The 23,689-nt window shown below is 30.4% G+C and carries 27 protein-coding genes, 1 tRNA gene and 2 pseudogenes; 26 read left to right on the top strand and 4 right to left on the bottom strand.

What is annotated here, in order from left to right; genetic code table 11:
• Positions 1-467: 467 nt before the first annotated feature.
• Together ACWI69_RS09370 and istB are read left to right on the top strand one after the other, a co-directional pair.
• Positions 468-1,481: an IS21/IS408/IS1162 family transposase gene (locus tag ACWI69_RS09370; RefSeq protein ID WP_448821577.1), complete on the top strand. Its 1,014-nt coding sequence runs from the start codon at positions 468-470 to the stop codon at positions 1,479-1,481.
• A gap of 113 nt (positions 1,482-1,594) precedes the next feature.
• The gene (gene istB, locus ACWI69_RS09365) at positions 1,595-2,341 is read left to right on the top strand and encodes an IS21-like element helper ATPase IstB (protein WP_448821576.1); all 747 of its coding nucleotides are present in this window, start codon (positions 1,595-1,597) and stop codon (positions 2,339-2,341) included.
• Between the two features lie 13 nt (positions 2,342-2,354).
• Here istB and ACWI69_RS09360 read toward each other — a convergent pair whose 3' ends face one another.
• From ACWI69_RS09360 to ACWI69_RS09350, 3 genes and pseudogenes are all read right to left on the bottom strand, one after another.
• The gene (locus tag ACWI69_RS09360; RefSeq protein ID WP_448821575.1) at positions 2,355-2,495 is read right to left on the bottom strand and encodes a hypothetical protein; all 141 of its coding nucleotides are present in this window, start codon (positions 2,493-2,495) and stop codon (positions 2,355-2,357) included.
• Between the two features lie 70 nt (positions 2,496-2,565).
• Positions 2,566-2,697 (bottom strand): hypothetical protein, encoded by a 132-nt coding sequence (locus ACWI69_RS09355; RefSeq protein WP_448821574.1) that lies wholly within the window; start codon positions 2,695-2,697, stop codon positions 2,566-2,568.
• A 33-nt stretch (positions 2,698-2,730) separates the two neighbouring features.
• Positions 2,731-3,126, bottom strand: a pseudogene (locus ACWI69_RS09350) (protein kinase family protein); the annotation flags it as partial.
• Positions 3,127-3,391: 265 nt separating this feature from the next.
• Here ACWI69_RS09350 and ACWI69_RS09345 point away from each other — a divergent pair.
• From ACWI69_RS09345 to ACWI69_RS09335, 3 genes and pseudogenes are all read left to right on the top strand, one after another.
• Positions 3,392-3,865 (top strand): hypothetical protein, encoded by a 474-nt coding sequence (locus ACWI69_RS09345; protein ID WP_448821573.1) that lies wholly within the window; start codon positions 3,392-3,394, stop codon positions 3,863-3,865.
• Between the two features lie 92 nt (positions 3,866-3,957).
• Entirely contained in the window at positions 3,958-5,118 is a 1,161-nt protein-coding gene (locus tag ACWI69_RS09340) for a hypothetical protein (RefSeq protein ID WP_448821572.1), read from the top strand.
• Between the two features lie 192 nt (positions 5,119-5,310).
• A pseudogene (locus tag ACWI69_RS09335) lies at positions 5,311-6,772 on the top strand (IS1182 family transposase).
• Positions 6,773-6,788: 16 nt separating this feature from the next.
• Here the strand turns inward: ACWI69_RS09335 and ACWI69_RS09330 are convergent.
• A tRNA-Met gene (locus ACWI69_RS09330) sits at positions 6,789-6,864 on the bottom strand.
• A gap of 173 nt (positions 6,865-7,037) precedes the next feature.
• Between ACWI69_RS09330 and ACWI69_RS09325 the strand changes: the two genes are divergently transcribed.
• The 21 genes from ACWI69_RS09325 (at position 7,038) to ACWI69_RS09225 (ending at position 23,540) form a co-directional block, all read left to right on the top strand.
• Positions 7,038-8,288 carry a dicarboxylate/amino acid:cation symporter gene (locus tag ACWI69_RS09325; RefSeq protein ID WP_448821571.1) on the top strand — a complete coding sequence of 417 codons (1,251 nt, stop codon included), beginning with the start codon at positions 7,038-7,040 and terminating at the stop codon, positions 8,286-8,288.
• Positions 8,289-8,371: 83 nt separating this feature from the next.
• Positions 8,372-8,713, top strand: a complete 342-nt coding sequence (gene eutS / locus ACWI69_RS09320) for an ethanolamine utilization microcompartment protein EutS (protein WP_448821570.1) — start codon at positions 8,372-8,374, stop codon at positions 8,711-8,713.
• Between the two features lie 3 nt (positions 8,714-8,716).
• On the top strand, positions 8,717-9,136 hold the full coding sequence (locus tag ACWI69_RS09315; RefSeq protein WP_448821569.1) for a EutP/PduV family microcompartment system protein: 420 nt from the start codon (positions 8,717-8,719) through the stop codon (positions 9,134-9,136).
• 4 nt (positions 9,137-9,140) lie between these two features.
• Positions 9,141-9,719, top strand: coding sequence for an ANTAR domain-containing response regulator (locus tag ACWI69_RS09310; RefSeq protein WP_448821568.1), 579 nt, complete (start codon positions 9,141-9,143; stop codon positions 9,717-9,719).
• Positions 9,716-11,110 (top strand): sensor histidine kinase, encoded by a 1,395-nt coding sequence (locus tag ACWI69_RS09305; RefSeq protein WP_448821567.1) that lies wholly within the window; start codon positions 9,716-9,718, stop codon positions 11,108-11,110. The genes ACWI69_RS09310 and ACWI69_RS09305 overlap by 4 nt, the downstream gene beginning before the upstream one ends.
• Positions 11,111-11,212: 102 nt before the next feature.
• On the top strand, positions 11,213-12,643 hold the full coding sequence (gene eutA / locus ACWI69_RS09300) for an ethanolamine ammonia-lyase reactivating factor EutA (protein WP_448821566.1): 1,431 nt from the start codon (positions 11,213-11,215) through the stop codon (positions 12,641-12,643).
• Between the two features lie 28 nt (positions 12,644-12,671).
• The gene (locus tag ACWI69_RS09295) at positions 12,672-14,036 is read left to right on the top strand and encodes an ethanolamine ammonia-lyase subunit EutB (RefSeq protein WP_448821565.1); all 1,365 of its coding nucleotides are present in this window, start codon (positions 12,672-12,674) and stop codon (positions 14,034-14,036) included.
• A 12-nt stretch (positions 14,037-14,048) separates the two neighbouring features.
• Positions 14,049-14,927 (top strand): ethanolamine ammonia-lyase subunit EutC, encoded by an 879-nt coding sequence (eutC, locus tag ACWI69_RS09290; protein ID WP_448821564.1) that lies wholly within the window; start codon positions 14,049-14,051, stop codon positions 14,925-14,927.
• A gap of 10 nt (positions 14,928-14,937) precedes the next feature.
• Positions 14,938-15,591 carry an ethanolamine utilization microcompartment protein EutL gene (gene eutL / locus ACWI69_RS09285; protein ID WP_448821563.1) on the top strand — a complete coding sequence of 218 codons (654 nt, stop codon included), beginning with the start codon at positions 14,938-14,940 and terminating at the stop codon, positions 15,589-15,591.
• Positions 15,592-15,608: 17 nt separating this feature from the next.
• Positions 15,609-16,040: a BMC domain-containing protein gene (locus ACWI69_RS09280; protein ID WP_448821562.1), complete on the top strand. Its 432-nt coding sequence runs from the start codon at positions 15,609-15,611 to the stop codon at positions 16,038-16,040.
• A gap of 17 nt (positions 16,041-16,057) precedes the next feature.
• Entirely contained in the window at positions 16,058-16,342 is a 285-nt protein-coding gene (gene eutM, locus ACWI69_RS09275) for an ethanolamine utilization microcompartment protein EutM (RefSeq protein ID WP_023050577.1), read from the top strand.
• 59 nt (positions 16,343-16,401) lie between these two features.
• Entirely contained in the window at positions 16,402-16,920 is a 519-nt protein-coding gene (locus tag ACWI69_RS09270) for a BMC domain-containing protein (protein ID WP_448821561.1), read from the top strand.
• Positions 16,921-16,939: 19 nt separating this feature from the next.
• Positions 16,940-18,376: an acetaldehyde dehydrogenase (acetylating) gene (locus tag ACWI69_RS09265; protein ID WP_448821560.1), complete on the top strand. Its 1,437-nt coding sequence runs from the start codon at positions 16,940-16,942 to the stop codon at positions 18,374-18,376.
• 11 nt (positions 18,377-18,387) lie between these two features.
• Positions 18,388-19,146: an ethanolamine utilization protein gene (locus ACWI69_RS09260; RefSeq protein WP_448821559.1), complete on the top strand. Its 759-nt coding sequence runs from the start codon at positions 18,388-18,390 to the stop codon at positions 19,144-19,146.
• Complete coding sequence (gene pduL / locus ACWI69_RS09255) at positions 19,133-19,780, top strand: phosphate propanoyltransferase (RefSeq protein WP_448821558.1); 648 nt, start codon at positions 19,133-19,135, stop codon at positions 19,778-19,780. Before ACWI69_RS09260 ends, pduL begins: the two co-directional genes overlap by 14 nt.
• A complete protein-coding gene (locus tag ACWI69_RS09250; protein WP_448821557.1) occupies positions 19,773-20,369 on the top strand; it encodes a hypothetical protein in 597 nt (198 codons plus the stop codon). Before pduL ends, ACWI69_RS09250 begins: the two co-directional genes overlap by 8 nt.
• A gap of 4 nt (positions 20,370-20,373) precedes the next feature.
• Positions 20,374-20,625, top strand: a complete 252-nt coding sequence (locus ACWI69_RS09245) for a EutN/CcmL family microcompartment protein (protein ID WP_448821556.1) — start codon at positions 20,374-20,376, stop codon at positions 20,623-20,625.
• Positions 20,626-20,892 (top strand): hypothetical protein, encoded by a 267-nt coding sequence (locus ACWI69_RS09240; protein WP_448821555.1) that lies wholly within the window; start codon positions 20,626-20,628, stop codon positions 20,890-20,892.
• Positions 20,882-21,970, top strand: coding sequence for an ethanolamine utilization protein EutH (eutH, locus tag ACWI69_RS09235; protein WP_448821554.1), 1,089 nt, complete (start codon positions 20,882-20,884; stop codon positions 21,968-21,970). The genes ACWI69_RS09240 and eutH overlap by 11 nt, the downstream gene beginning before the upstream one ends.
• A complete protein-coding gene (locus ACWI69_RS09230; RefSeq protein ID WP_448821553.1) occupies positions 21,967-22,413 on the top strand; it encodes a cupin domain-containing protein in 447 nt (148 codons plus the stop codon). Before eutH ends, ACWI69_RS09230 begins: the two co-directional genes overlap by 4 nt.
• An 8-nt stretch (positions 22,414-22,421) precedes the next feature.
• Positions 22,422-23,540: a 1-propanol dehydrogenase PduQ gene (locus tag ACWI69_RS09225; RefSeq protein ID WP_448821552.1), complete on the top strand. Its 1,119-nt coding sequence runs from the start codon at positions 22,422-22,424 to the stop codon at positions 23,538-23,540.
• The last annotated feature ends 149 nt before the right edge of the window (positions 23,541-23,689 follow it).

Genomic DNA, 23,689 nt, shown 5'->3' with positions numbered 1-23,689 from the left:
ACAATATTAGCAAATTTATTGAAAAAATAGAAAAGGCGTCAAAAGAAAAACCCTGACGCCGAGTTAAATTCGTATTATTCTAAAAAAAATATTAGTATTAAAAGTAAAAAATATTAAATATATTAATCTAGAAAAATTACTGAGGTTTACACAAAGAGTTAAACACTCTCATTTAAAATGGAAAATCATCATCATTTATTGTTTTTATTGTTGCTAATCTAGAATATAGATTTTCTAAAACAATAGCTCTTTGATTTGAATTAATTTCATAAAGAAAAGAATAAAAATCTTTTACTAATTTTATAGTTATATTTTTTTCTACAGTATATGTATATGTTCCTTTTACAAAAATATTAATTAATTCAGAATTATTCTGAATAAAAGTTTCTAGTGAATTTTTTTTAATTAATTTTTTTAAATTATTTAAAATTAAAGAACAAGAATATGTAGCTGTAGAAGAACTTCCTATGGGGAAGCAAGCGCAAGTAGACTTTGGAGAAATTATTCTTTACGATATTGAAAATAAACCCGTAAAAGTGTGGACTTTTGCAATGGTATTATCACATTCAAGATATAAATATGGTTATTGGCAAGATAAACCATTTAATGCTCAAGATTTTGTGGATGTACATAATAAAGCCTTTCAGTACTTTGGTGGAATTCCAGAAGAAATTGTATATGATAGAACGAAAGTAGCGTTAATAAATGAAAATGAAGATGGAACTTTTAAACTCTGTAAAACTTTTGAAGAATATGTTGAAAAAGTTAAATTTAAACCTGTGTTTTGTAAACCTTATGATTCAGAAAGTAAGGGAAAAATAGAAGCTGTTGTTAAATACTTTAAGTTCAATTTTGCTAATCATAGAACATACGAAGGGATTGATAACCTCAATGCAGCTTTTCATAGATGGTTAGAGCGAACTGGGAATACAAAAACTCATCAGACAACAAAAAAAGTGCCATCAGAAGTATTTTCCCTGGAAAGACAATACCTTTCTGATAAGCACTTATCTAAAGACATCCAAATTATACAACATAGAGTAAAAAAAGACAATACGATTTCTTATGAAGGTAATAGATATTCCTTGCCTAAAGGAACATACAGCGCTCATAAAGATGTAGTTTTAAATATTGTTGGAAATCTACTCGAAATTAAAACATTGGATTTAAACTTAATAGTTTCATATAAAATAACTACTGGAAAAGGTAAATTAATACAAAAAGACCCATATCATAGACAAATAGATAAAGGAATTTCAGAGCTTAAAACTGAAGTATTTAAACAGTTTAAATCTAACGATAAATTAATAGAATATATTGAAAAATTGATAGTTTCTGACCCTAAAAATGTTAGAAGAAATTTAGTTAAGTTACAAATTTTAGGGAATGAATTTTCTTTAAACTCTTTAATTGGAAGAGTTGAATATTCTCTTTTAAAAGGAGATATGTCATTAGCAACTTTAACTTTGAAAGTTAAATAATATGCTTTACCCATAAAAAAAGAAGAATCTTCACAAAATGATTTGATTGCTAAAATTTGTGATGTAAATACACGTAGTATTTTAGAATACCACAATATTCAGGAGGAAGGACTATGAATGATTTAGACATTTTAAGAGATATGGCAAACCAACTAAAACTTTCTACTTTAAAAACTAGCATTATGAAATTTATCGAAGAAGCAGAACAAGGAAGCGAAACGTACAAAGAATTTCTTTTTAAGATACTGAAAGCTGAAGTTGAGCGAAAAGAAAAAGATGCTTTAAGAAATCGAATTAAAAGAGCAAGGTTTCCTTATCCAAAAGAGATAGAAACTTTTGATACAACTTTTCAAAAATCTATTGATAAAACTAAAATAAATATTTTAAAAGAAATGAAATGGATTGATAATATGTACAACTTAATTTTCTTAGGACCACCTGGGGTAGGAAAGTCGCATTTGATGATAGTGTTAGGCTACCGCGCTGTAGAATTAGGATATCACGTTCTTTTTCTTACTATGAGTGAATTAATATATTTTTTAAAGAATAAGGATGGTTGCAGAAAATCAAAAGAGGTAATAAATCGCTTAAATAAATGTGATTTACTAATGATAGATGAAGTTGGATATATTCCACTAACCAAGGAAGATGCTAATCTATTCTTTGAAATCGTAAGTGGACTTCATGAAAAAACATCAATTTGTATAACATCAAATAAAGATTTTAGTCAATGGACAGAGCTTCTTCAAGATGAAGCTCTAGCCGCTGCAATATTAGATCGGTTAGTTTACAGATGCCAGGTATTCAATCTAAAAGGTAACAGTTATCGGCTAGAAAATAGAGAAACTATCTTCAAGTAAAAACTTACAAATATCACTCACGAAATTTTGTAAACTCATTATAAATTTTCTTATCCAATTCATTAAATTCAATATCATTAAATAAATCTGATGATATATCTTGTTCTATATCTTCGAATGAATTGTATCTTTCTATTAAATCTATTTTAGTCATTTTTTCTAAAATATCTTTATATCTAAAATTTTTATATTGTTTTTTCTTCTTTAATGTAGAATCAAAAATTTTACCTAAAAAAATATATTTCTGATTGCTGGGTATAGTTTTTTTCCTCTGATATCTCTTTAGGAAATTCTGTAACAGGCCACTTTAACAAAACACTATTATTCTCATTTTCATCTGTTGATATGTTTAACATTTTCCCAAATCCAAAATCAATAACTTTAACATTTTAATCGAAAGTTCTCATTATATTTGATGCTCTGATATCTCTATGTAATATTTTTTGAGATTCTAAATATTTAAAGGCTCTAATTGTTTCAACAAAAATATCTTCCCAAGTTTTATCCCATGGAAAAACTTGATCATATTCTTCAATCGAGACTCCTTGAATATACTCCATTTGTAAATATCCTGCATAAACCTCAGGATATAAATAATAATTGTATATTCTAACTATATTCGGATGAGAAATTTTAAATAAAATTTTAATCTCATTTACAAATCTTTCATAAAGTTCCTTTTTAAATTCAGTTTTATAAGGTAAATATTTTTTTATTGCAAATTTAATATCAGTTGTTTTATCTAAAAATAAATGTGTATCTCCAGTTCCTCCTCTTCCTAAAGAATTTAAATATTCAAAAGTTTTTTTCTGTTAAATATAATTGTCTGTCCTTGAATTAAATTCATTTATAGTTCTCCTTTTTAAATTAATATATTACATGTATTTATATATAATATATTAATTCAAATTTGTAAATACTTAAATTACAATAATCTCCAAATTAAAGAAATAATTAATTAAAAAAATTTTATTTTTTATTTGACTTCAAAATAAAGTATATTTTATACTTTATTTATACTGTTAAATCTATCAATTATGGAGGGAATGTATGAAAAAAATAATTTTTATATTTGGAGTTTTAATATCATTTACAACAATGGCAAAGTTTGAAGAACAATATGGAGCCAATGAAATAAAAATTGAAAAATTTGAGGATGGTGTAAGTAATAAAATTTTTACACTGAAGGATTATAGTCAAATATATCAAATAACTAAATTTCCAACAACTAAAGAAGCTGAACTCGATTTTCAAAATCTTTTAAATGAAATAGAAATAGAAAAATTTAAAATTTTAAATTATACAAATATTATAGGAACTAAAAAAATAACATTTTTAACAACTAATAAACTTGTAGTATTAAGTAAAACAATGAATGAAATAGAACAATTAGTTTTAGATATTACTACTCTTGACAAAACAGAAAAGTTTGAACAATATTTAAAAATAAATGATGTGCATGAAAGTATTTCTTTAACTATTTTTAATGCTAAAATACATTATAAAATGAAAGATCAAAATTAATAATTAACTTAACATTTTAAAAATCTTAAAATTGTTATTAATAATTTTTATATTAATACTGATAAATATTTATGTAAAATTAGGAGAAGATTATGAAAAAAATATTATTTAGCTTGAGTTTTATATTAGTTTTAGGTTGTACAAATTCTGAATTTAATACTCAAGGAATAAATATAAAAACAGGAACAAAATATGATGTTAATGGTTATGATATGCATGGTTACGATAGAAATGGATTCAATATTGAAGGAGTTAATAAAGAAACTTTAACTATCTACAACAAAAAAGGCTATAATAAAGATGGTTATAATCAACAGGGATATGATAAAGATGGATACAATAAATATGATCTTAATAAAGATGGTTACTCTAAAGAAGCTTTAAAGTTTCATAATGCTGCTTGGTTTGAATATTTTGATTTAGATCCAACAGATTTTGAAGTTATAGGTTTAACATATAATGTTAATGATCGAAATAGAATACATTATAGTTTTGAAAAAAAACCATTTGGAGCTGATATGAAAAATGCTGAAAATTTAAGAAGCTATAAGCAACATTTTGTTAAAAATGAAGTTAACAACATTCTAAATAATGACAATTTTAAAAATTATTCAGATCCTAAAGCTATTGTTAATAGAGACTTGAATCTAAAAAAACAATTAGACTCTATATATAAAAATAAAAAAAAGTATGAAACTGAATTTGATTTGATAAAAAATAATTTATTGAAGCTAGAAAAAATTAAAGAAACTTTTGATAAAGTTCTTGTTTTTAATAAAAAAGGAAGTGAAATTAATATTAATTATAATCCTGAAACTGAAAAATTATATATTACTCCTGGAGTTTTAATAGATTTAACAAAAAAAGCTAGAGAAGGAAAATATTTAAGAAGCAATGCTTTAGGAGTTATTAAAAATGTTTCAACCTCCCATACTATTGGAACAACTGCATATTTAGAAAAAATTGAATACCCAAAACGTTATATAAAAGGTGATGATTATGAAAAAATTGTTATCGATATGCCTAAAGATGTTATGAAAAAGAATAATTATAAAATAAATAATTTTACTATTGATTTTTTAGTAATAACAAATCAAATCAAAAAATTTAATAATTCAACAACTCCAACATTAAGTTCACCTTATATGAATTCTTTTTCTGTAATTGATATAACATATGAAGTTGTTGGAATAAAATTAAAATACAATAATAAAACAATTTATAAAAAGAATCTTTTAGAAAAAACTTTTTAATGTAGGATTCCTAGATTTTCTATTGATTTTAAGAAAAAAATAAAGTATACTAACTTCAATATTATACTGGTAAGCAAAAAAGCAGGCAGAATGTTTTTCTGCCTGCTTCAGGCTGTAGACGAGCAACTGTCTACAGCTTTTTTTTTCGAATTTTTTGATATAATATTTTTAAATAAGGAGGCGATTTAATTTATGATGGGAATTAAAAACGCTGATGAAAGAAATGCGCTTAAAACTATTAATTTGGATAATCTTCTTCCTGAAAATCACATTATTAGAAAAATTGACAAAGCTATTGATTTATCATTCATTTATGATAAAGTTAAACATTTGTACAGTCCTTATGGTACTGAAAGTATCGATCCTATAGTTCTTTTTAAAATAATTATGATTCAATATATCTTTGGAATTCGTTCTATGAGACAAACTATTAAAGAGATACAAGTTAATATTGCATACAGATGGTATCTTGGTTATGGATTTGATGAACAAATTCCCCATTTTTCAACTTTTGGTAAAAACTATAAAAGACGATTTGAAGGAACTGATATTTTTGACGAAATTTTTAAACAAATTCTTGTTGAAGTTGCTAAATGTAATTTCCTTGATGAGGAAAACATATTTGTTGATGGAACTCATATAAAAGCAAACGCCAATAATAAAAAAAGTATTAGTAAATTTGTTGAAGTCAGCGCTAAATTTTATGAATCTTCTCTTCAGGAAGAAATTTCTAAAGATAGAGAAATTAATAAAAAAAACTTTAAATTTTGATAAAAAAACTGATATAAAAAGAATTAAGATAAGCAAGACTGATCCTGAATGCGGGGTATTTCATAAAGGCGAACACAAAAAAGTATCTGTGTATAGCGCGAATACAGCCTGTGATAGAAATAACTTTGTTCTAGGTTTTGTCTTAACTCCTGGAAACTGTCATGATTCTTCATCTTTTGCAGAACTTTATCAACAAATAACACTCTCTTATCCTAATATTAAAAATATAGTTGCTGATTCGGGATATGGAACTCCTGCTATAGCAAAGCTAATAATAGACGACAATAGAACTCCAATTTTTCCATATAAAAGACCTATGACAAAAGAAGGATTTTTTAAAAAATATGAATATGTTTATGATGAGTATTATAATTGTTACATATGTCCTAATAATGAGATATTGAAATATAGTACTACTAATAGGAGAGGGATATAAAGAATATAAAAGTAATCAAAAGATTTGTAAAAAATGTCAGTTTTTAAAAAATGTACAGAGAGTAAAAACAAGACTAAAATAGTTGCTAGACACGTATGGGAAGAGTACTTGGAGAAAGTAGAAGATATAAGGCACACGATAGGAATTAAAGAGATTTATTCTCTTAGGAGTCAAACCATTGAAAGAGTTTTCGCTGACGCGAAAGAACTACATGGAATGAGATATACACAATACAGAGGGTTAGCGAAAGTAAAAATGGAGCTCACTCTCAAGTTTGCGTGTATGAATTTAAAAAAATTAGCAATGTGGAAGTTTAGAAAAGACTTCTTCAATGCTAATTTTTTTAAAAGTAACTATAAATTCATAAAAATAAAAAAATGGCTATCGAATAATAAATATCTGATAGCCATTTGTCTACAGTCTGTAACTGTCAGAAATGACAGTTAAAAATCTTTATAAAAATTGGTGGCGGGAGCTGGATTTGAACCAACGACCTTCGGGTTATGAGCCCGACGAGCTGCCAACTGCTCTATCCCGCGATATACTTACTATGATGAGTATATCATGAAATTAAGAATACGTCAATAAAAAAGTATAAATAGATTAAAGTCTTTTAAAAGCTCATATTGGATAATTAATTAAAATAAAGTTTTTTTGCTTCTATAAAAACTAGTGTGGTATAATCTTAGCAAAAATAATAGAGGGGGATTTTATGAAAGAAAGTAGAATGCAAAAAATATGGAAATCGTATAGATTTTCAATAATTTTATTAGGTTCCATATTTCTAGGAAGTTTAATAGGGATAAGGATGGGAGCTAAAGCTAAGGTTTTTAAGCCCTTGGGAGATTTGTTTATAAATGGAATGTTCACTATAGTTGTTCCTTTAGTTTTTGTTACCATAAGTAGTTCGATATCGAGTATGACAGACATGGCAAGATTAAAAAAGATATTAAAAACGCTCTTGGTAGTTTTTGTTTCAACGGGAGCTATTGCCTCTGTACTGATTTTATTTGTGGTTTATTTTTATCCACCGGCGAGTGGAGTAGCTTTAAATATATCTGCAACTGAGGCATTAAAACCATTTTCTACAGGGGATCAAATTGTTTCGGCGTTGACGGTTACAGATTTTCCACTTTTAATATCCAGAAAAAATATGTTACCACTTATAATATTTAGTTTAATATTTGGAGCGTGTGTCAATAAAATAGGAGAAAAGGGAAAAGTAATTTCTCAGGGATTAGACGCTTTAGCAGATGTTTTCTTAAAGATAGTTGATTTACTTATGTTGTATGCACCAATTGGACTTGGGGCATATTTTGCAGCCCTAATAGGAGAGTACGGACAAGAACTTTTGGGTTCTTATGCAAGAGCTCTGGCTATTTATTATCCGCTTTGTCTACTATATTTTGTGACAGCATTTCCAATATACGCATATATTGCAGGTGGAAAAAAAGGAGTTAAATCATTGAGGTTTATAATTCCACCAGCGGTAACAGCAGTAGCAACACAGAGTAGTTTAGCGACTCTACCAGTGAATTTAGAAGCGTGTGAAAAAATAGGTGTACCTAAAGATATTAGAGAAATAGTTCTTCCAATTGGAGCTACGGCTCATATGGATGGAACAGTATTAAGTACGATTTTAAAAATTTCCTTTCTATTTGGAGTATTTCAAGTTCCGTTTGAAGGCATTGGGACTTACATAAGTGCAATACTTTTATCTATAGCTGGAGGAGTTGTTATGTCAGGAGTTCCCGGTGGCGGATTGATTGGAGAGATGCTAATAGTAACAATGTATGGATTCCCGCCTGAAGCCTTTCCAATAATAGCTACAATAGGATATTTAGTTGATCCACCGGCGACAATGATAAATGCGAGTGGAGATACTGTGGCAGCTATGTTAGTGGCAAGATTTGTAGAAGGAAAAGACTGGTTAGAGGATAAATTTGATAAGAATAGTAATTAAAATATTTTACTCTTGAAAAAAGTCGACGTTTATGATTTAATTGTAAACAAATAAAGTAAAATAAAAACAAAAGAGGTATAATCATGGAAAAAGTTAGAATGATTCAGGAATATGTACCGGGAAAGCAAGTAACGTTAGCACATTTGATAGCTCATCCCAATTTAGATATCTATAAAAAAATGGGATTAAACGTTGAAAATAAAAATGCTATAGGGATTTTGACAATTACACCAGGGGAGGCAGCTATAATAGCGGCGGATATAGCAACTAAATCTGGGGCTGTGGAGATAGGTTTTTTAGATAGATTTAGTGGAACTTTGGTTATAACAGGGGACGTTTCGAGTATAGAAAGCTCTTTAGAAGCAATTATGGAATATTTGAAGGCATCCTTAAATTTTTCGATTACAAGCATATCGAGGTCCTAAGATATGAAAATAATGTTGATAGGAAAAACTGGGAGTGGAAAGACAACACTGACTCAAATTTTGAATAATCAAAAAGTTGAATATAGAAAAACACAAATGGTAGATTATGCTGGGAAAATAATTGATACGCCGGGAGAATATTTGGAAAATAAAGTGTACTATAAAGCTTTAAATGTTGTTTCGATAGATGCGGATATCATAATATTAATTCAATCAGCAATAGATGAGGAGAACTTGTATCCACCAAATTTTGCGAGTATGTTTTTAGGAAAAAAAGTTTTAGGAGTAATAACTAAAATTGATTTGAAAGAAAATTGTAAAGATGCCGAAAAGATATTAGAGAATGCGGGAGTTGAAAGGATATTTCGTTTAGACTTAAAAGGTTTAAAAGGAGTGGAGTGTTTAAAAACTTTTTTGGGGTGAGTTGATGAGAAAGAGTGTCGTTGTAGCAGAGGATGATTCCTTGATAAGGATGGATCTTGTAGAGATTTTAAAAGAAAATGAATATGATGTTTTAGGAGAGGCTAAAGATGGATTAGAAGCAGTTGAATTAGCTTTAAAACATACGCCAGATATTTTACTTTTAGATTTAAAGATGCCATTTCTTTTGGGAACAAATGTCGCAAAAATTTTAAAAGAGAAGGAATATAAAAATTGCATAATTATGTTGACGGCTTACAGCATGGAAAACTATATAAAAGAGGCCACAGAATATGATGTTTCAGGATATCTAATAAAACCATTGGATGAAAAAATACTTCTATCACAAATAGATTTACTCTATAAAAATTACAATGAAAAAATAAAGTTAAAAAATGCTCTAGAGTTGAGTGAAAAAAAATTGAGAGATAGAAAACTGCTGGAGAAAGCTAAAGGTATTTTAATGTGTAAATACTCTTTGACTGAAGATGAAGCATATGCAAAGATGAGAAAGATAAGTATGGAAAAAAGAATTTCAATATCTCAATTAGCTGAAATTATAAATACTACTGGAGAACTTTTATGATAAAAACTTACTGTAAAATGTGTGCAACTCTGACTACGCAGGATATAGATAAGATACAGAAATTGGAGGAGACAGCTATAATTTTAAGTAATGTTTTAGGAGTGGATACATTCATAGATTGCCCCACGAAGGATGAAGAAAAGGCTTTGGTTGTACATCATTCTAAGCCCGAAACAGGAAGTATGTATTCCAAAAATATAGCGGGGGAGATAGCTCTTTATAAAAATGAACCAGCTGTTTTAAGGACTTTACAGACAGGGATGCCCTCTAAAAATTATAAAGCTATAACTCAAGAGGGAGAGATAGTTTTACAAAATGTAGTTGCTATAAAAAACGAAAATAATGAAGTAATTGGTGTTTTGATATTGGAGCATTCTGATAAAAAGAAAACTCTTTTAAAAATAGGAGACGTGGAAACTCCAGAAGAATTGATGAGTAGTTTTTTAGAAACTCGGTACACGATACCAGAATTGGTAAAAGATGGAATAGTGATATTTAATAACAGTGAAACGGTAACTTATGCCAATGGAGTAGCTAAATCTATTTATGAAAAAATGGGATTTGGAAAAAATATTGTAGGAGAAACATTTCAAAATATAGCAATCAATAGTGTAGAATTTAGAAATATACTACAAAATAAAAAAATAGATGTGATTGAAATAAGTAGATTAGATATGGTTTTATCAGTTAGTTATTTTGCAACATTAGAGAATAAAAAAAGACAAAATGTGATTATGATAATTAGAGATATAACACAGGAAAAAAGTAAAGAACAAGAGATAATGTTAAAATCTGTGGCGATAAAAGAGATACATCACCGAGTAAAAAATAATTTACAAACAATTGCTAGTTTATTAAGAATCCAAAGTAGAAGGTCTAAAAATAGAGAAGTTAAAAAAATTCTAGATGAGACTATTAGTCGAATTTTAAGTATAGCTATAACACATGAAGTTTTGTCCGAAAAAGGGTTTGATAATCTTAATATAAGAGAAATAGTTGACTTAATATACAAAAATTATTCGACAAAAACTATTGACAAAAAAGAAAAAATAGAGTTTACTATTATTGGAGATAACTTTAATATTTCATCTGAAAAAGCGACAGCAATTGCTTTAGTAATCAATGAAATTATCCAAAATATAGTAGATTATGCTTTTCCAGAAGATATAGCTGGAAAAGTGAAAATATTTATCCAGAAGGACCACTTTTTTTCGAGAATTACAATTTCTGACAACGGGGTCGGGATTCCTCAGGAAAAAATATCATCCTCTGGCTTAGGATTGATGATAGTCGAAAAGATAATAAAAGAACAGTTAAAGGGTAATCTTCAGATTACAAGTGAAGTAGGAAAAGGAACGACAGTTAAATTTGAAATAAAAAATGAATATTAAATGTACAAAGTTGTATATTTTAAAAATAGCAAAGAAGCTAAAGAGTATAGTGTTTAACTATATATCTTTAGCTTTTTTTGTTCTAATTAGGAGGTAAATTTAGTGAAGGAAGAGATTATAAGTGTGGGGATTGATATTGGAACATCTACAACTCAATTAGTTTTTTCAAAAATAACTTTAGAAAATCTGTCTTCTGGCGCACGAGTTCCTCAAATAAAAATTGTAGACAAAGAAATCTTTTATAGAAGTAAAATCTATACGACCCCTCTTATAAATTCTTATGAGATCGATATAGAAGCTTTAAAAAAAATATTGACAGATGAATACGAACTCTCTAAGGTTCCTAGAGAAAAAATAAGTACTGGAGCTGTGATAATAACTGGAGAAACAGCCAGAAAGAGTAACGCAAGAGAGGTTTTAAAAGCCTTAAGCGGGATGGCTGGAGATTTTGTTGTAGCGACAGCTGGACCAGATTTAGAAAGCATAATATCTGGAAAAGGTTCAGGAGCTATGAAGTTTTCAGAGGAAAATAATACAAGTATCTATAACTTAGACATAGGTGGTGGAACAACGAATATCTCCTTATTTGATAAAGGGGAAGTTGAAGATACAAATTGTTTGGATATAGGTGGCAGATTAATAAAATTCGAAAAAAATAGTCTGAAGATAACATATATTTTTAAAAAATATGAAAAGCTTATTGAAAACCTAAATTTAAAAAGTTTAAAAGTCGGAGAGATTGCTAATGAAAGAGATTTAGAAATTTTATGTGATAAAATAGCTGAAATTCTTTTGGAAGCAGTGAAAAATATTCAGACAAAAAGTGAAGAGTATAAGTTATTTATAACAGATAAAGATTACAGAACACTATTGAAAGGCGACTTTATTAGTTTTTCAGGAGGTGTAGCCGATTTCATTTACACTGAGCCTGAAGAGAAAAATTACTACATCTATGATGATATTGGTCCACTTTTGGGAGTTTGTATAAAAAGAAAGTTTGAAAAAGAAAAAATAAATATAGTGAAATTGGGAGAAACTATAAGAGCTACGGTTGTAGGAGCAGGTTCACATACAACTGAGATAAGTGGGAGTACAATAAGTTACGCTAGAGAGGTTCTTCCAATAAAAAATCTTCCTGTCTTGAAAATAAATGATACAGATAAAAATTTTGATTATAAAAATTTAGTAAAGTTTTTAGAAAAAAAATTAGAATGGTTTAAAACAGATGATGGATATCAAGATGTAGCCATTGGATTAAGTGGTAGAAAAGGACTTAAATATAAAGATATACAGGAGATATCTAAAAATATTTACGAGGTGATGAGACGATTTAAGAGATTAGTTATTATAGTGGAAGAAGATATAGGAAAAGTTTTAGGGCAGTGCCTAATATTAGAATGTGAAAATAGAATTCCAATAGTTTGTATAGACGGGATAAAAGTTAATGATGGCGATTTTGTGGATATTGGGCTGCCTCTTGGAAGTGGAAACGTGCTGCCAGTAATTGTGAAAACGTTAGTTTTAAGTTATTAAATAAAAAATATAGATTGGGGTGAGTTAAATGAGATTACACACAAAACTTTTTGGCCAAGATTACGTATTTGAAAATTTATATGATGTTATGGCCAAAGCAAATGAAGAGAAATCAGGTGATGAGTTAGCTGGAATAGCAGCAAAAAGTACAAAAGAAAGAGTTGCGGCAAAAGAGGTATTATCTAATATAAAACTTAAAGAGTTTAAGGAAAATCCAGCCGTTCCTTATGATCAAGATGAGGTTACAAGAATTATAATAGATGCTTTAAATTTAAAGGTGTATGAAGAGATAAAAGAGTGGACTGTTGGTGAATTAAGAGAATGGTTACTGGCTACTGAAAATGGAGATAGAGAGATCCAGTGGTTAAGAAGAGGGTTGACTTCAGAGATGATAGCAGCAGTTACAAAGCTGATGTCGAATCTGGATTTGATTAGAGCAGCGAGTAAAATTCAAGTAAAAAAACATTGTAACACAACAATTGGAGGAAAAGGAATTTTAGCAGCTAGATTGCAACCTAATCATACAACAGATGATCCAGATGGGATAATGATTTCATTGTTAGAAGGGCTGAGTTATGGAGTTGGAGATGCTTTAATAGGATTAAATCCAGTTGATGACACTGTTGATAGCGTTGTCAGAGTTCTACAAAGATTTGATGAGATAAAAAAGAAGTTTCATATACCGACACAGATTTGCGTATTGGCTCATGTAACGACTCAGATGGAAGCTATAAGAAAAGGAGCTCCTACAGATTTAATATTTCAAAGTATAGCCGGATCACAAAAATCAAATGAAGCATTTGGAATAACGGGAGACATGATAGAAGAGGCGAGGCAATTAGCACTAACTCATGGAACGGCAGCTGGACCAAACGTAATGTATTTTGAAACGGGGCAAGGTTCTGAACTTTCTTCAGATGGGCACAATGGTGTAGATCAATTGACAATGGAAGCAAGATGTTATGGATTTGCTAAAAAATATGATCCATTTATAGTTAATACCGTAGTTGGATTCATAGGTCCAGAATATCTTTATGATAGTAAGCAAGTTACAAGAGCTGGATTAGAGGATCATTTTATGGGGAAACTTCACGGATTATCTATGGGAGTTGATGTTTGTTATACTAACCATATGAAGGCAGATCAAAATGATATTGAAAACTTAGCAGTTTTATTGACAGCAGCTGGATGTAACTATTTCATGGGAGTCCCAGCTGGAGATGATATTATGTTAAACTATCAAACTACAGGATATCATGATATTCAGACTTTAAGAGAGACATTAAATGTTAAACCTATAAAAGAGTTTGAGGAGTGGCTAGAAAAAGTAGGTATTAGAGATGAAGATGGAAATTTAACAAATCTTGCAGGAGATGCATCACTATTTTTATAGGAGGAGAGAATAATGATTTCTGAAAAAGAGTTGAAAGATATAATATCACAAGTTTTAAAAGAGATAGATGGGGAGGGAAAGTCTCTAGAAAAAGTAAAAGAAAAAGTAGAGAAAACACTTTCTAATTTGGAAGAGGTAGAGGATATAACTAAGATTGATTTGAGAGAGGTTATAGATGTAAAAAATCCAAAAAATCGAGATGAGCTATTAAAATATAAACGAAAAACACCAGCAAGGGTTGGAATTGGAAGAGCGGGAACAAGATATACAACAGCGACAATGTTGAGGTTTAGAGCTGACCATGCTTCAGCACAAGATGCTGTATTCACAGATGTTTCAGATGAGGTATTAGCTAAAAATAATCTTTTTACTGTTCAAACAAGGTGTAACTCTAAAGATGAGTATATAACAAGACCAGATTTGGGAAGAAGGTTATCAGATGAAGCAGTAAAAGTTTTAAAAGAGAGATGTAAACAAAATCCGACAGTACAAGTTTATGTTTCAGATGGTCTTAGCTCAACAGCGGTAGAAGCAAACGTTGAAAATATACTTCCAGCGTTACTAAATGGACTAAAAGCTTATGGAATAGATACAGGGACACCATTTTTCTTAAAGTACGGAAGGGTTGCAGCTTCGGATGATGTAACTGAAACGCTAGGTGCAACAGTAACTTGTGTATTAATAGGAGAGAGACCCGGATTAGCAACTGCGGAAAGTATGAGTGCATATATAACATATAAAGGCTATGTGGGAATACCAGAAGCTAAGAGAACAGTTGTATCGAATATACATGAAAAGGGGACTCCAGCAGTGGAAGCAGGGGCACATGTGGCACACATAATTAAAAAAATACTAGACGCTAAAGCAAGCGGACAAGATTTAAAATTATAAGGAGGAAAAAATGGTAAACGATCCTATAAAACCAAGTGTTTTAGCAGTTAAGCTAATACCAAATGTAGATGATAAAATGGCGGAAGAATTTAAACTTCCAAAAGGGTATAAGAGTATTGGAATAGTTACAGCGGATTGTGATGATGTAACATATACAGCACTAGATCATGCAACAAAAATGTCAGAAGTTGAAGTGGTTTACGGTAGATCATTTTATGGTGGAGCGGCTAATGCAAATACAAAATTAGCTGGAGAAGTTATTGGAATAATAGCTGGACCGACGCCAGCTGAAGTGAAAAGTGGATTGAATGCAATAGTAGATTTTATAGAAAACGAAGCGTGTTTTTATAGTGCTAATGATGACGATACAATTGCATATTATGCTCACTGTGTTTCAAGAACAGGAAGTTATTTATCGAAAACTGCCGGAGTACCAGAGGGAGAAGCTTTAGCATATCTAATAGCACCACCTTTGGAAGCTATGTATGCACTTGATGTGGCATTGAAGGCAGCAGATGTAAGATTAGCAGCTTTTTTTGGACCACCATCAGAAACTAACTTTGGAGGAGGGCTTTTAACAGGAAGTCAATCGGCGTGTAAAGCGGCGTGTGATGCCTTTGCTGACGCTGTGAAATATGTTGCTCAAAATCCACTAAAGTTCTAAAAGGAGTTGTTTAAATTATGAAAGCATTGGGAATGATTGAAACAAGAGGAATGGTTGGAGCGATAGAAGCTGTGGATGTGGCGTGTAAAACGGCAGATGTAGAAGTTCTAAATAGACATCTTGTAAAAGGTGGAATAGTGACAGTTGAAATAGTTGGTGATGTTGGAGCTGTAAAAGTTGCAGTGGAAGCTGCTGCTGAAGCGGTAAAAAAATTAGGAGTTTACATGGGAAGTCATGTAATACCAAGACCAACTGAAGAAGTATACAATATGTTAGAAAAAAAAAGAGAACATAAAACTGTAGAAAAAAAAGGGGTTCCAACAGAAGAGATAGTAGAGGAAGAGATAGTTATAGAGCTTCCAGAGGGAAATAAAGAGATAGTAGAAGATTTAGTAGAAGAAGTAGAAACAAAATCAGCAGTAAATAGAAGAGATAAAACTAAAAAATAGATAAGGAGAGGATATTTATGGCAACTTTAAATGCATTAGGAATGGTAGAAACAAGAGGATTAGTAGCAGCGATAGAGGCAGCAGACGCAATGGTGAAAGCAGCAAACGTAACTTTAATAGGAAAAGAGATTGTTGGAGGAGGACTTGTGAGTGTTTTAGTTAGAGGAGATGTTGGGGCTGTAAAAGCAGCAACAGATGCTGGGGCAGCGGCAGCAGATAGAATTGGAGAGTTAATCTCTGTTCACGTAATTCCAAGACCACACTCAGATGTAGAGGCAATTTTACCAAAAGAAGCAAAGTAAGAAAATATTTTAGGGAGTGATATGTTAGTCACTCCCTAAAAATAATGAAAGGGGAAGAGATGAAGGCATTAGGCATAGTTGAATTTAATAGTATTCCAAAAGGAATTGAAGAGTTGGATAAAATTGTAAAATTTAATGAATTAAAAATATATAAGGCTGGAGTAACTTGTCCTGGGAAATATTATTTTATAGTTTATGGAGATAACTCTTCAGTTAAAGATGGATTAAAAAATTTAACGGGAGAACGTTGTAAGCAAATTATTTCTGGAGTAAGTGAAAAACTTTTGGAAGCACTGAATAGAAAAAGAGAAGATAAAAAGTTTAAAGCAATAGGGGTAGTTGAATTTTTAAATATAGCTGATGGTGTTAAAGTTTTAGATCATGTGATTAAAAGTATTGATGTAGATATAGTTAAATTAGTTTTAGGATGGACACTAGCAGGAAAATGTTATTTTGTTGTGGGAGGAGAAACGAGTTCTATAGATGAGGCGATAGTTTTAGTTACAGGATTACCTTATAAATATATGGATATCAGTAAAATAAATAACCCAGTTGAAAATATACTTGATTATATTTAAGTTTTAGTAGGGAGGCAAAATGGATAGAGATTTAATGTCAAGACAAGAGGTACGAGATTTAATAAGAAAATCAAAAGAAGCTCAGAAGATTTATGCTACATTCTCTCAAGAGAAGATAGATAGCATTATAAATTCTATGGTAAAAGGAATAAAAGTATACAATGAAAAGTTAGCTAAGATGGCTGTTGAAGAGACTGGTTTTGGAAATTGGCAAGATAAAGTTTTAAAAAATAGGTTTGCTTCAGAATATCTACATGAGTATATAAAAGATATGAAAACTATTGGTGAGTTAAAAAATGAAAATGGAGTTTTAGAAATTGGAGTACCATTAGGTGTTATAGCTGGACTAATTCCATCTACAAATCCTACATCTACAACAATTTATAAAACATTGATATCGTTGAAAGCTGGAAATGGAATAGTAATAAGTCCGCATCCAAATGCTAAAAATTGTATAATTGAAACAGCTAATCTATTGAAAGAGATTGCGGAAAAGGCAGGAGTACCAGAAGGATTAATAGGTGTGGTGAAAACAATCACTATGGATGCAACAGAGGAGCTAATGAAACATGAGGATACAGCATTGATTTTAGCTACTGGTGGAGAAGCTATGGTAAAAGCTGCATATAGTTCAGGAAATCCAGCAATAGGAGTTGGACCAGGAAATGGACCAGCATTTATAGAGAAAAGTGCAAATATAAAATTAGCTGTAAAGAGAATTTTAGATAGTAAAACTTTCGATAATGGTGTTATATGTGCTTCAGAGCAGTCAATTATTGTCGAGAAAGTGATAAAGGAAAAAGTTAAAGAGGAGTTAATAGCTCAAGGTGGATATTTCCTAAATTCAGAGGAATCTAAAAAGTTGGCTAATTTTATTTTGAGAAGTAATGGAACTATGAATCCGCAAATTGTGGGAAAGAGCGCTTTAAGACTTGCGCAGATGGCAGGAATAAATATTCCGTGTAATACTAAAGTTTTAATTTCAGAAGAGTGTGAGGTTTCAAAAAGAAATCCATACTCGAGGGAGAAATTAGCTCCAATTTTAGCATTTTATGTTGAAAACAGCTGGGAAGAGGCGTGTGAAAGGTCTATTGAAATATTAAATGTAGAAGGAAAAGGACACACTATGGTTATTCATTCTGAAGATAATCAGATTATAAGAGAATTTGCCTTAAAAAAACCTGTTTCAAGACTTTTAGTTAATACGCCGGGAGCTTTGGGTGGAATCGGAGGAACAACTAATCTTGCTCCTGCACTTACCTTAGGTTGCGGTGCAGTTGGTGGAAGTTCAACCTCTGACAATATAACTCCATTGAATCTTATAAATATAAGAAGGGTTGCTTGGGGAGTTAGAGAGTTGGAGGATATAAAGGGAGAGAAAAAAAGTTGCGAAGTATCCCAAGATAAACTGGAAGAGATGATAAAGAGGATAGTATCAGATATATTAAATAGATAGGAGAGGTACTTATGGTTCTAACAGAGGAAAGATTAAGATCTCTTTATAAGAAAGATGAAAATATAAAAGAGATTTGTTTGGAAAAAGGAACAATTTTAACTCCCTCAGCAAGACAATTTTTAATAGATAAAAATATAAAAGTAGTTGATAAAATAGTTGGGAAACATAATGGAGTCGAGGAAGTTAAAAAGATAGGAAATGAGGAATCAAAGCCTAAGTACAAAGGAGTGCTCGGAGAATTATATGTTGAAAAACCAGAATATATGACTCAAATATACGGGAATATTTTGGTAAAAAAAGATGATAAAAGAATAATTTTTAGAGGTGTAATAGATTCTTTTCAAAGTCGTTGGTTAGTTCTAATGAAAGAATTAGAGGAGATAAAGAACACAAAATTGCAAAAAGATTTAGAAAGTGTTGAAAAATTTATAAAAAATATTTTGGTTTCAGAGGTTATAGGAGAGGCATTAGTTGATATAAGAGTTTTGGAGAAAAGCTTAGATGAAATTAGAGATATATCTCATAATCCTAAAAAATATTTTAATAGGGAACACCTTTTTGGAATATGTTCAAAAGATAGCTATACAGTTATAAAGCTAAATGAGATGAGAGCGCTGTCAAGAGAGTTAGAAATTAAGGGTGTAGAAGCTTTTGTTAAGGAAAATGGAACAATTGAAAGAAGAGATATACTGTTAGCACTGAATAGATTAAGCAGTGCTATCTATATAATGATGTTGAGAGGGGTGACAGGGGAGTATGGAAATCGATAAAATTGTAAAATTGGTGAAGGATGCTGTAGAGAAAGAATTGAATCAAAAAGATAATGAAAATTTAAAAAGAATTCCAATAGAGGCTTCAGGCAGACATATTCATCTTTCTGAAGAAGATGCTGAGGTTTTATTTGGAGAGAGATACCAATTTAATAAAGTAAAAGATTTATCACAACCTGGACAGTATGCGTGTAAAGAAAGAGTTAGATTGATTGGACCGAAGGGAATAATTGAAGGAGTGGTAGTTTTAGGACCATTTAGAGGGAGTACCCAAGTTGAACTCTCTGTAACAGATACAAGAATTTTAGGAGTAACTCCTGTTTTGAGAGAATCTGGAAGTACAAAAGATACTCCAGGAATTTTAATAACAAATGGTGATAGATACTTAAAGTTAAAGGAAGGTGTGATTGTAGCTAAAAATCATATTCATATGACAGAAGAGGATTCAAGAAGGTTAAACTTAAAAGATAAGGACAAGGTGAAAGTAAAAATTTGCGGTAGTTTAAGACCAATAATTTTTGAAGATGTTGTTGTGAGAGTAAGTGACAGATTTTCCTTAAATATGCATATAGATTATGATGAGGCAAACGCTTGTTTTTTAACTAAAGACTCATATGGAGAGATTTATGAGTGAAAAAGAATTACTGGATATCATAAAAAGAGAGATAGAGAAATATATAGGAGAAAAAAATACATTTAAGGGACAAACTATAAAAGAGAAAATAACCCTTTTAGGCGAGGATTTAATAATTAGAAAAGAAATAGAAAAAAAATTTGAGCTTTCTGATGAAAGTGCTAAAGTATTGATTCTTTCATTAGAGATTGATGAGTTATTTTCTATTTCAAATGGAACATATATGAACCCAAAAACGGAGCTAATAATAAAATCGCTATTAAAAAATAAAAGCGTATATTTAGTAGAAGAAGGTATATCTTGGCGAAGTTATAGTTGCAATGTTAAAAAAATAGCCGATAAGTATATAAATTATGAAAATGAATTGAAAGCTATGGGGGTAAAAATTATTAAAAAAATAGAAATTTTCGATTATTTAGAGGCTACTAAAAGAAGAAAATATTTCGATAAAAAAGTTATGACACTAAAGGATGTAAAAGAGATGGAAAGAGAAGCGATAGATGAGATAGTCATTTCAAATACAATTTTTATAACAGACTCAGCTCAGGAATATTTAAAAAATTCGACTTTAAAACTAAAAAAAGGGTGATTTTATGGTTATAGGAAAGATTATTGGAAATGTTTGGGCAACAAGGAAAGATGAGTCTTTGAATGGTTTGAAATTTATGATAGCTCAACTTGAAAGCGGTGAAAAAATAGTTGTATGTGATTATATTGGTGCTGGAACAGGAGATATGGTTCTTATAACAAAGGGAAGTGGAGCGAGAAAAGTTTTAGAAAATGAAAATATACCAATTGATGCGGTGACAATAGGCATTATAGATGGATTTGAGGAAGGTGAATAGATGAAAAAGAAACTTATTACCTTAGAAAATGTAGAAGAATTTATAGTTGACAATGAGTTAAATATGTCAAAGGATATGATTCTTCTTCCTAAAGTAAATGACTATTTAAAGAATAAAGGAATAAAAATTAAGTACACATCTACTGGTTGTAAAGGCCTAGAAGAGAGAATAAAATCCATGTTACTTAAAGAGTTTAATGTATCAGATGAAATAGTTGTTAATGAAGTTTTAAAAAAAATAAAGGGGGATATGAATAATGGGTATTAATGAGATTATCATCTATATAATGGTCTTATTTATGATAATTGGGGCAATTGATAAATGTTTTGGAAATAGGTTTGGTTATGGTGAGAAATTTGAAGAGGGAATTATGGCAATGGGTGCCCTAGCTTTAGCAATGGTGGGAGTAATATCACTTGCACCGGTATTGGCAAAAATACTTCGTCCAATAATTTCACCAGCTTATACAATGCTTGGAGCAGACCCAGCAATGTTTGCTACAACACTATTAGCAAATGATATGGGTGGATATCCATTGGCAATGGAATTGGCACTTTCACCTGAAGCTGGAAAGTTTGCGGGACTAATACTAGGGGCAATGATGGGACCAACTCTAGTTTTTACAATTCCAGTAGCACTGGGAATAATTGAGAAAGAGGATAGACCGTATTTAGCAAAAGGTATATTAGCAGGTATGATTACGATTCCGATTGGTTGTTTAGCAGGAGGCTTGACAGCAGGATTCCCTTTGGAACTGGTGGTCTCTAATATTCTTCCAATAATAATATTCTCAGCTTTGATATCTTTAGGACTTTGGAAAATACCTGAGAAAATGACAAATGGATTTACAGTTTTTGGAAAAGGTGTGGTCATAGTCATAACAATTGGACTTGCTGCATCAATAATTGAAACACTGACAGGAATTGTTGTCATTCCGGGGATGGCTCCAATAACAGATGGGATAGAAATTGTAGGAAGTATTGCGATAACATTAGCTGGAGCATTTCCATTGGTATTATTTTTAACTAGGGTTTTAAATAAGCCACTTACAAAACTTGGCGAATCTTTAGGAATGAATGAGAAAGCGGCAGCAGGATTAATAGCAACCTTAGCTAATAACATTCCAATGTTTGGCTTAATGAAAGATATGGATAAAAGAGGTAAAATAATAAACGTAGCATTTGCTGTAAGTGGTGCTTTTGTATTTGGAGATCACTTAGGGTTTACTGCGGGAGTAGATTCACAGATGATATTTCCAATGGTTGTTGGAAAGTTAGTAGGTGGTATAACAGCGGTCATTTTAGCGAAGTTTATGTTCAAAAATATAGAGGGTGAAGCGAAATGATAAATATAGATGAGTTAGAATTAGAAAAAATAATTAGAAAAGTTATAGAAAAAGAGTTAAAAGGGGAAAAAAGTATAAAGTATATAGATTCATCAGGTGTAGCTGTTGTAAAAGCTGAAAAAATAGAAAAAGTAAAATTTGATACAGGAAATCCTCAGGATCAAGTTTATGTAACAGATTTATTTTCTTTAGAAGAAAGTCCTAGAATTGGTGCTGGTATGATGGAGATGATAAAGAGTACTTTCGATTGGACATTAAATTATGATGAGATTGATTATGTGATAGATGGTAAGTTAGAAATTGTAATAGATGGAAGAACAATTACAGGTGAAAAGGGAGATGTTCTTTTAATTCCAAAGGGATCAAGTATAAAATTTAAAGCTACAGAGTATGCTAAATTTATCTATGTTGTCTATCCAGCTAACTGGATGGATCAGAAGTAGGTGAGGTTATGAGAGAGTACTTCATAAAACCAAAAATAAAACTAGGTGAAGATTCTTTAGATTATTTAAAAACGTTAGAGTATTCGAGTTATTTTATAGTGACAGATAAAGCTATGGTAGATTTGAAAATAGTGGATAAAATTTTAGAAAAATTACCTAAAAATTCGAAAGTAAAAATATTTCAAGATGTAACTCCAAACCCAACAATAGAAATAGTGGAAAGAGGATTGAAAGAGATTGTTTATTTTTCTCCAGAATGTGTGATAGGATTGGGTGGTGGATCACCAATAGATGCTTGTAAAGGTATTTTATATTTCAACTTAAAAATAGAGGATGAACTAAAAATAAAAAGAACAAAGCCCTATTTTATTGCAATACCGACAACAAGTGGAACGGGATCAGAAGTAACATCATATAGCGTTATAACTAGAGGAGATAAAAAAATTGCTCTAGCTAATGAGGAAATGCTACCAGATTTAGCTATATTAAATCCAGAGTTTATGAAAACACTTCCATCTAAAATAATAGCAGATACAGGAATGGATGTTTTAACTCATGCACTAGAGGCTTTTGTTTCTACGATAGCAACGCCATTCACAGATTCGTCAGCTAAAGAAGCTATAAAAATTATCAAAGAAAATTTATTGAATCACTTTAATAATCCACAGCTATTACTTCCAAGAGAAAAAGTACAGTATGCTTCCTGTATGGCTGGAATAGCATTTAATAATTCATCTTTGGGAATTAATCATAGTGTAGCTCACTCTATTGGAGCTAAATTTCATATATCACATGGAAGAGCTAATGCCATAATAATGCCATATATAGTCGAAGCTAATACAAAGGCTTGGAAAAAATACAGTGAACTTGCAAAACTTTTAGATTTTAATCCCAATGATGATGAGAATGGAAAAAATCTATTCAATGGATTTATAAAAAAATTAAAAGAAAATCTGGGAATAGAAAAATCTTTGAAAGATTTGGGAATAGATTTTGAAGAGTTTAAAATTAAAATTCCAGAGATATTGGAAGATATAAAAAGTGATATATGCACAGAGTATAATCCTAATAAATTGAGTGATGAGGATTATATAAGACTTTTACTAAAAATATATTTTGGAGAGTAGTGATTAAAAAATGGCGTGAATTATTCACGCCAGAGAGTGTTTAAATCTTTGTGTAAACCTCAGTAATTTTTCTAGATTAATAGATTTAATATTTTTTACTTTTAATACTAATATTTTCTTTAGAATAATACGAATTTAACTCGGCGTCA

The organism is Cetobacterium sp. (assembly GCF_977044495.1).
The sequence above is the reverse complement of the archived record's forward strand: the minus strand, read 5'-3'. Positions and strand labels throughout refer to the sequence as shown.

Excerpts from the sequence above, each read along its gene's own strand:
- ACWI69_RS09280 (WP_448821562.1), top strand. The coding sequence starts at position 15,609 with ATGAAAGCATTGGGAATGATTGAAACAAGAGGAATGGTTGGAGCGATA.
- ACWI69_RS09315 (WP_448821569.1), top strand. The coding sequence starts at position 8,717 with ATGAAAATAATGTTGATAGGAAAAACTGGGAGTGGAAAGACAACACTG.
- ACWI69_RS09265 (WP_448821560.1), top strand. The coding sequence starts at position 16,940 with ATGGATAGAGATTTAATGTCAAGACAAGAGGTACGAGATTTAATAAGA.
- istB (WP_448821576.1), top strand. The coding sequence starts at position 1,595 with ATGAATGATTTAGACATTTTAAGAGATATGGCAAACCAACTAAAACTT.
- eutH (WP_448821554.1), top strand. The coding sequence starts at position 20,882 with ATGGGTATTAATGAGATTATCATCTATATAATGGTCTTATTTATGATA.
- ACWI69_RS09240 (WP_448821555.1), top strand. The coding sequence starts at position 20,626 with ATGAAAAAGAAACTTATTACCTTAGAAAATGTAGAAGAATTTATAGTT.
- ACWI69_RS09355 (WP_448821574.1), bottom strand. The coding sequence starts at position 2,697 with ATGTTAAACATATCAACAGATGAAAATGAGAATAATAGTGTTTTGTTA.
- pduL (WP_448821558.1), top strand. The coding sequence starts at position 19,133 with ATGGAAATCGATAAAATTGTAAAATTGGTGAAGGATGCTGTAGAGAAA.
- ACWI69_RS09245 (WP_448821556.1), top strand. The coding sequence starts at position 20,374 with ATGGTTATAGGAAAGATTATTGGAAATGTTTGGGCAACAAGGAAAGAT.
- ACWI69_RS09230 (WP_448821553.1), top strand. The coding sequence starts at position 21,967 with ATGATAAATATAGATGAGTTAGAATTAGAAAAAATAATTAGAAAAGTT.
- eutM (WP_023050577.1), top strand. The coding sequence starts at position 16,058 with ATGGCAACTTTAAATGCATTAGGAATGGTAGAAACAAGAGGATTAGTA.
- ACWI69_RS09260 (WP_448821559.1), top strand. The coding sequence starts at position 18,388 with ATGGTTCTAACAGAGGAAAGATTAAGATCTCTTTATAAGAAAGATGAA.
- ACWI69_RS09340 (WP_448821572.1), top strand. The coding sequence starts at position 3,958 with ATGAAAAAAATATTATTTAGCTTGAGTTTTATATTAGTTTTAGGTTGT.
- ACWI69_RS09250 (WP_448821557.1), top strand. The coding sequence starts at position 19,773 with ATGAGTGAAAAAGAATTACTGGATATCATAAAAAGAGAGATAGAGAAA.
- ACWI69_RS09295 (WP_448821565.1), top strand. The coding sequence starts at position 12,672 with ATGAGATTACACACAAAACTTTTTGGCCAAGATTACGTATTTGAAAAT.
- ACWI69_RS09325 (WP_448821571.1), top strand. The coding sequence starts at position 7,038 with ATGAAAGAAAGTAGAATGCAAAAAATATGGAAATCGTATAGATTTTCA.
- eutC (WP_448821564.1), top strand. The coding sequence starts at position 14,049 with ATGATTTCTGAAAAAGAGTTGAAAGATATAATATCACAAGTTTTAAAA.
- ACWI69_RS09305 (WP_448821567.1), top strand. The coding sequence starts at position 9,716 with ATGATAAAAACTTACTGTAAAATGTGTGCAACTCTGACTACGCAGGAT.
- eutS (WP_448821570.1), top strand. The coding sequence starts at position 8,372 with ATGGAAAAAGTTAGAATGATTCAGGAATATGTACCGGGAAAGCAAGTA.
- ACWI69_RS09225 (WP_448821552.1), top strand. The coding sequence starts at position 22,422 with ATGAGAGAGTACTTCATAAAACCAAAAATAAAACTAGGTGAAGATTCT.
- eutL (WP_448821563.1), top strand. The coding sequence starts at position 14,938 with ATGGTAAACGATCCTATAAAACCAAGTGTTTTAGCAGTTAAGCTAATA.
- ACWI69_RS09360 (WP_448821575.1), bottom strand. The coding sequence starts at position 2,495 with ATGACTAAAATAGATTTAATAGAAAGATACAATTCATTCGAAGATATA.
- ACWI69_RS09270 (WP_448821561.1), top strand. The coding sequence starts at position 16,402 with ATGAAGGCATTAGGCATAGTTGAATTTAATAGTATTCCAAAAGGAATT.
- ACWI69_RS09310 (WP_448821568.1), top strand. The coding sequence starts at position 9,141 with ATGAGAAAGAGTGTCGTTGTAGCAGAGGATGATTCCTTGATAAGGATG.
- ACWI69_RS09345 (WP_448821573.1), top strand. The coding sequence starts at position 3,392 with ATGAAAAAAATAATTTTTATATTTGGAGTTTTAATATCATTTACAACA.
- ACWI69_RS09370 (WP_448821577.1), top strand. The coding sequence starts at position 468 with ATGGGGAAGCAAGCGCAAGTAGACTTTGGAGAAATTATTCTTTACGAT.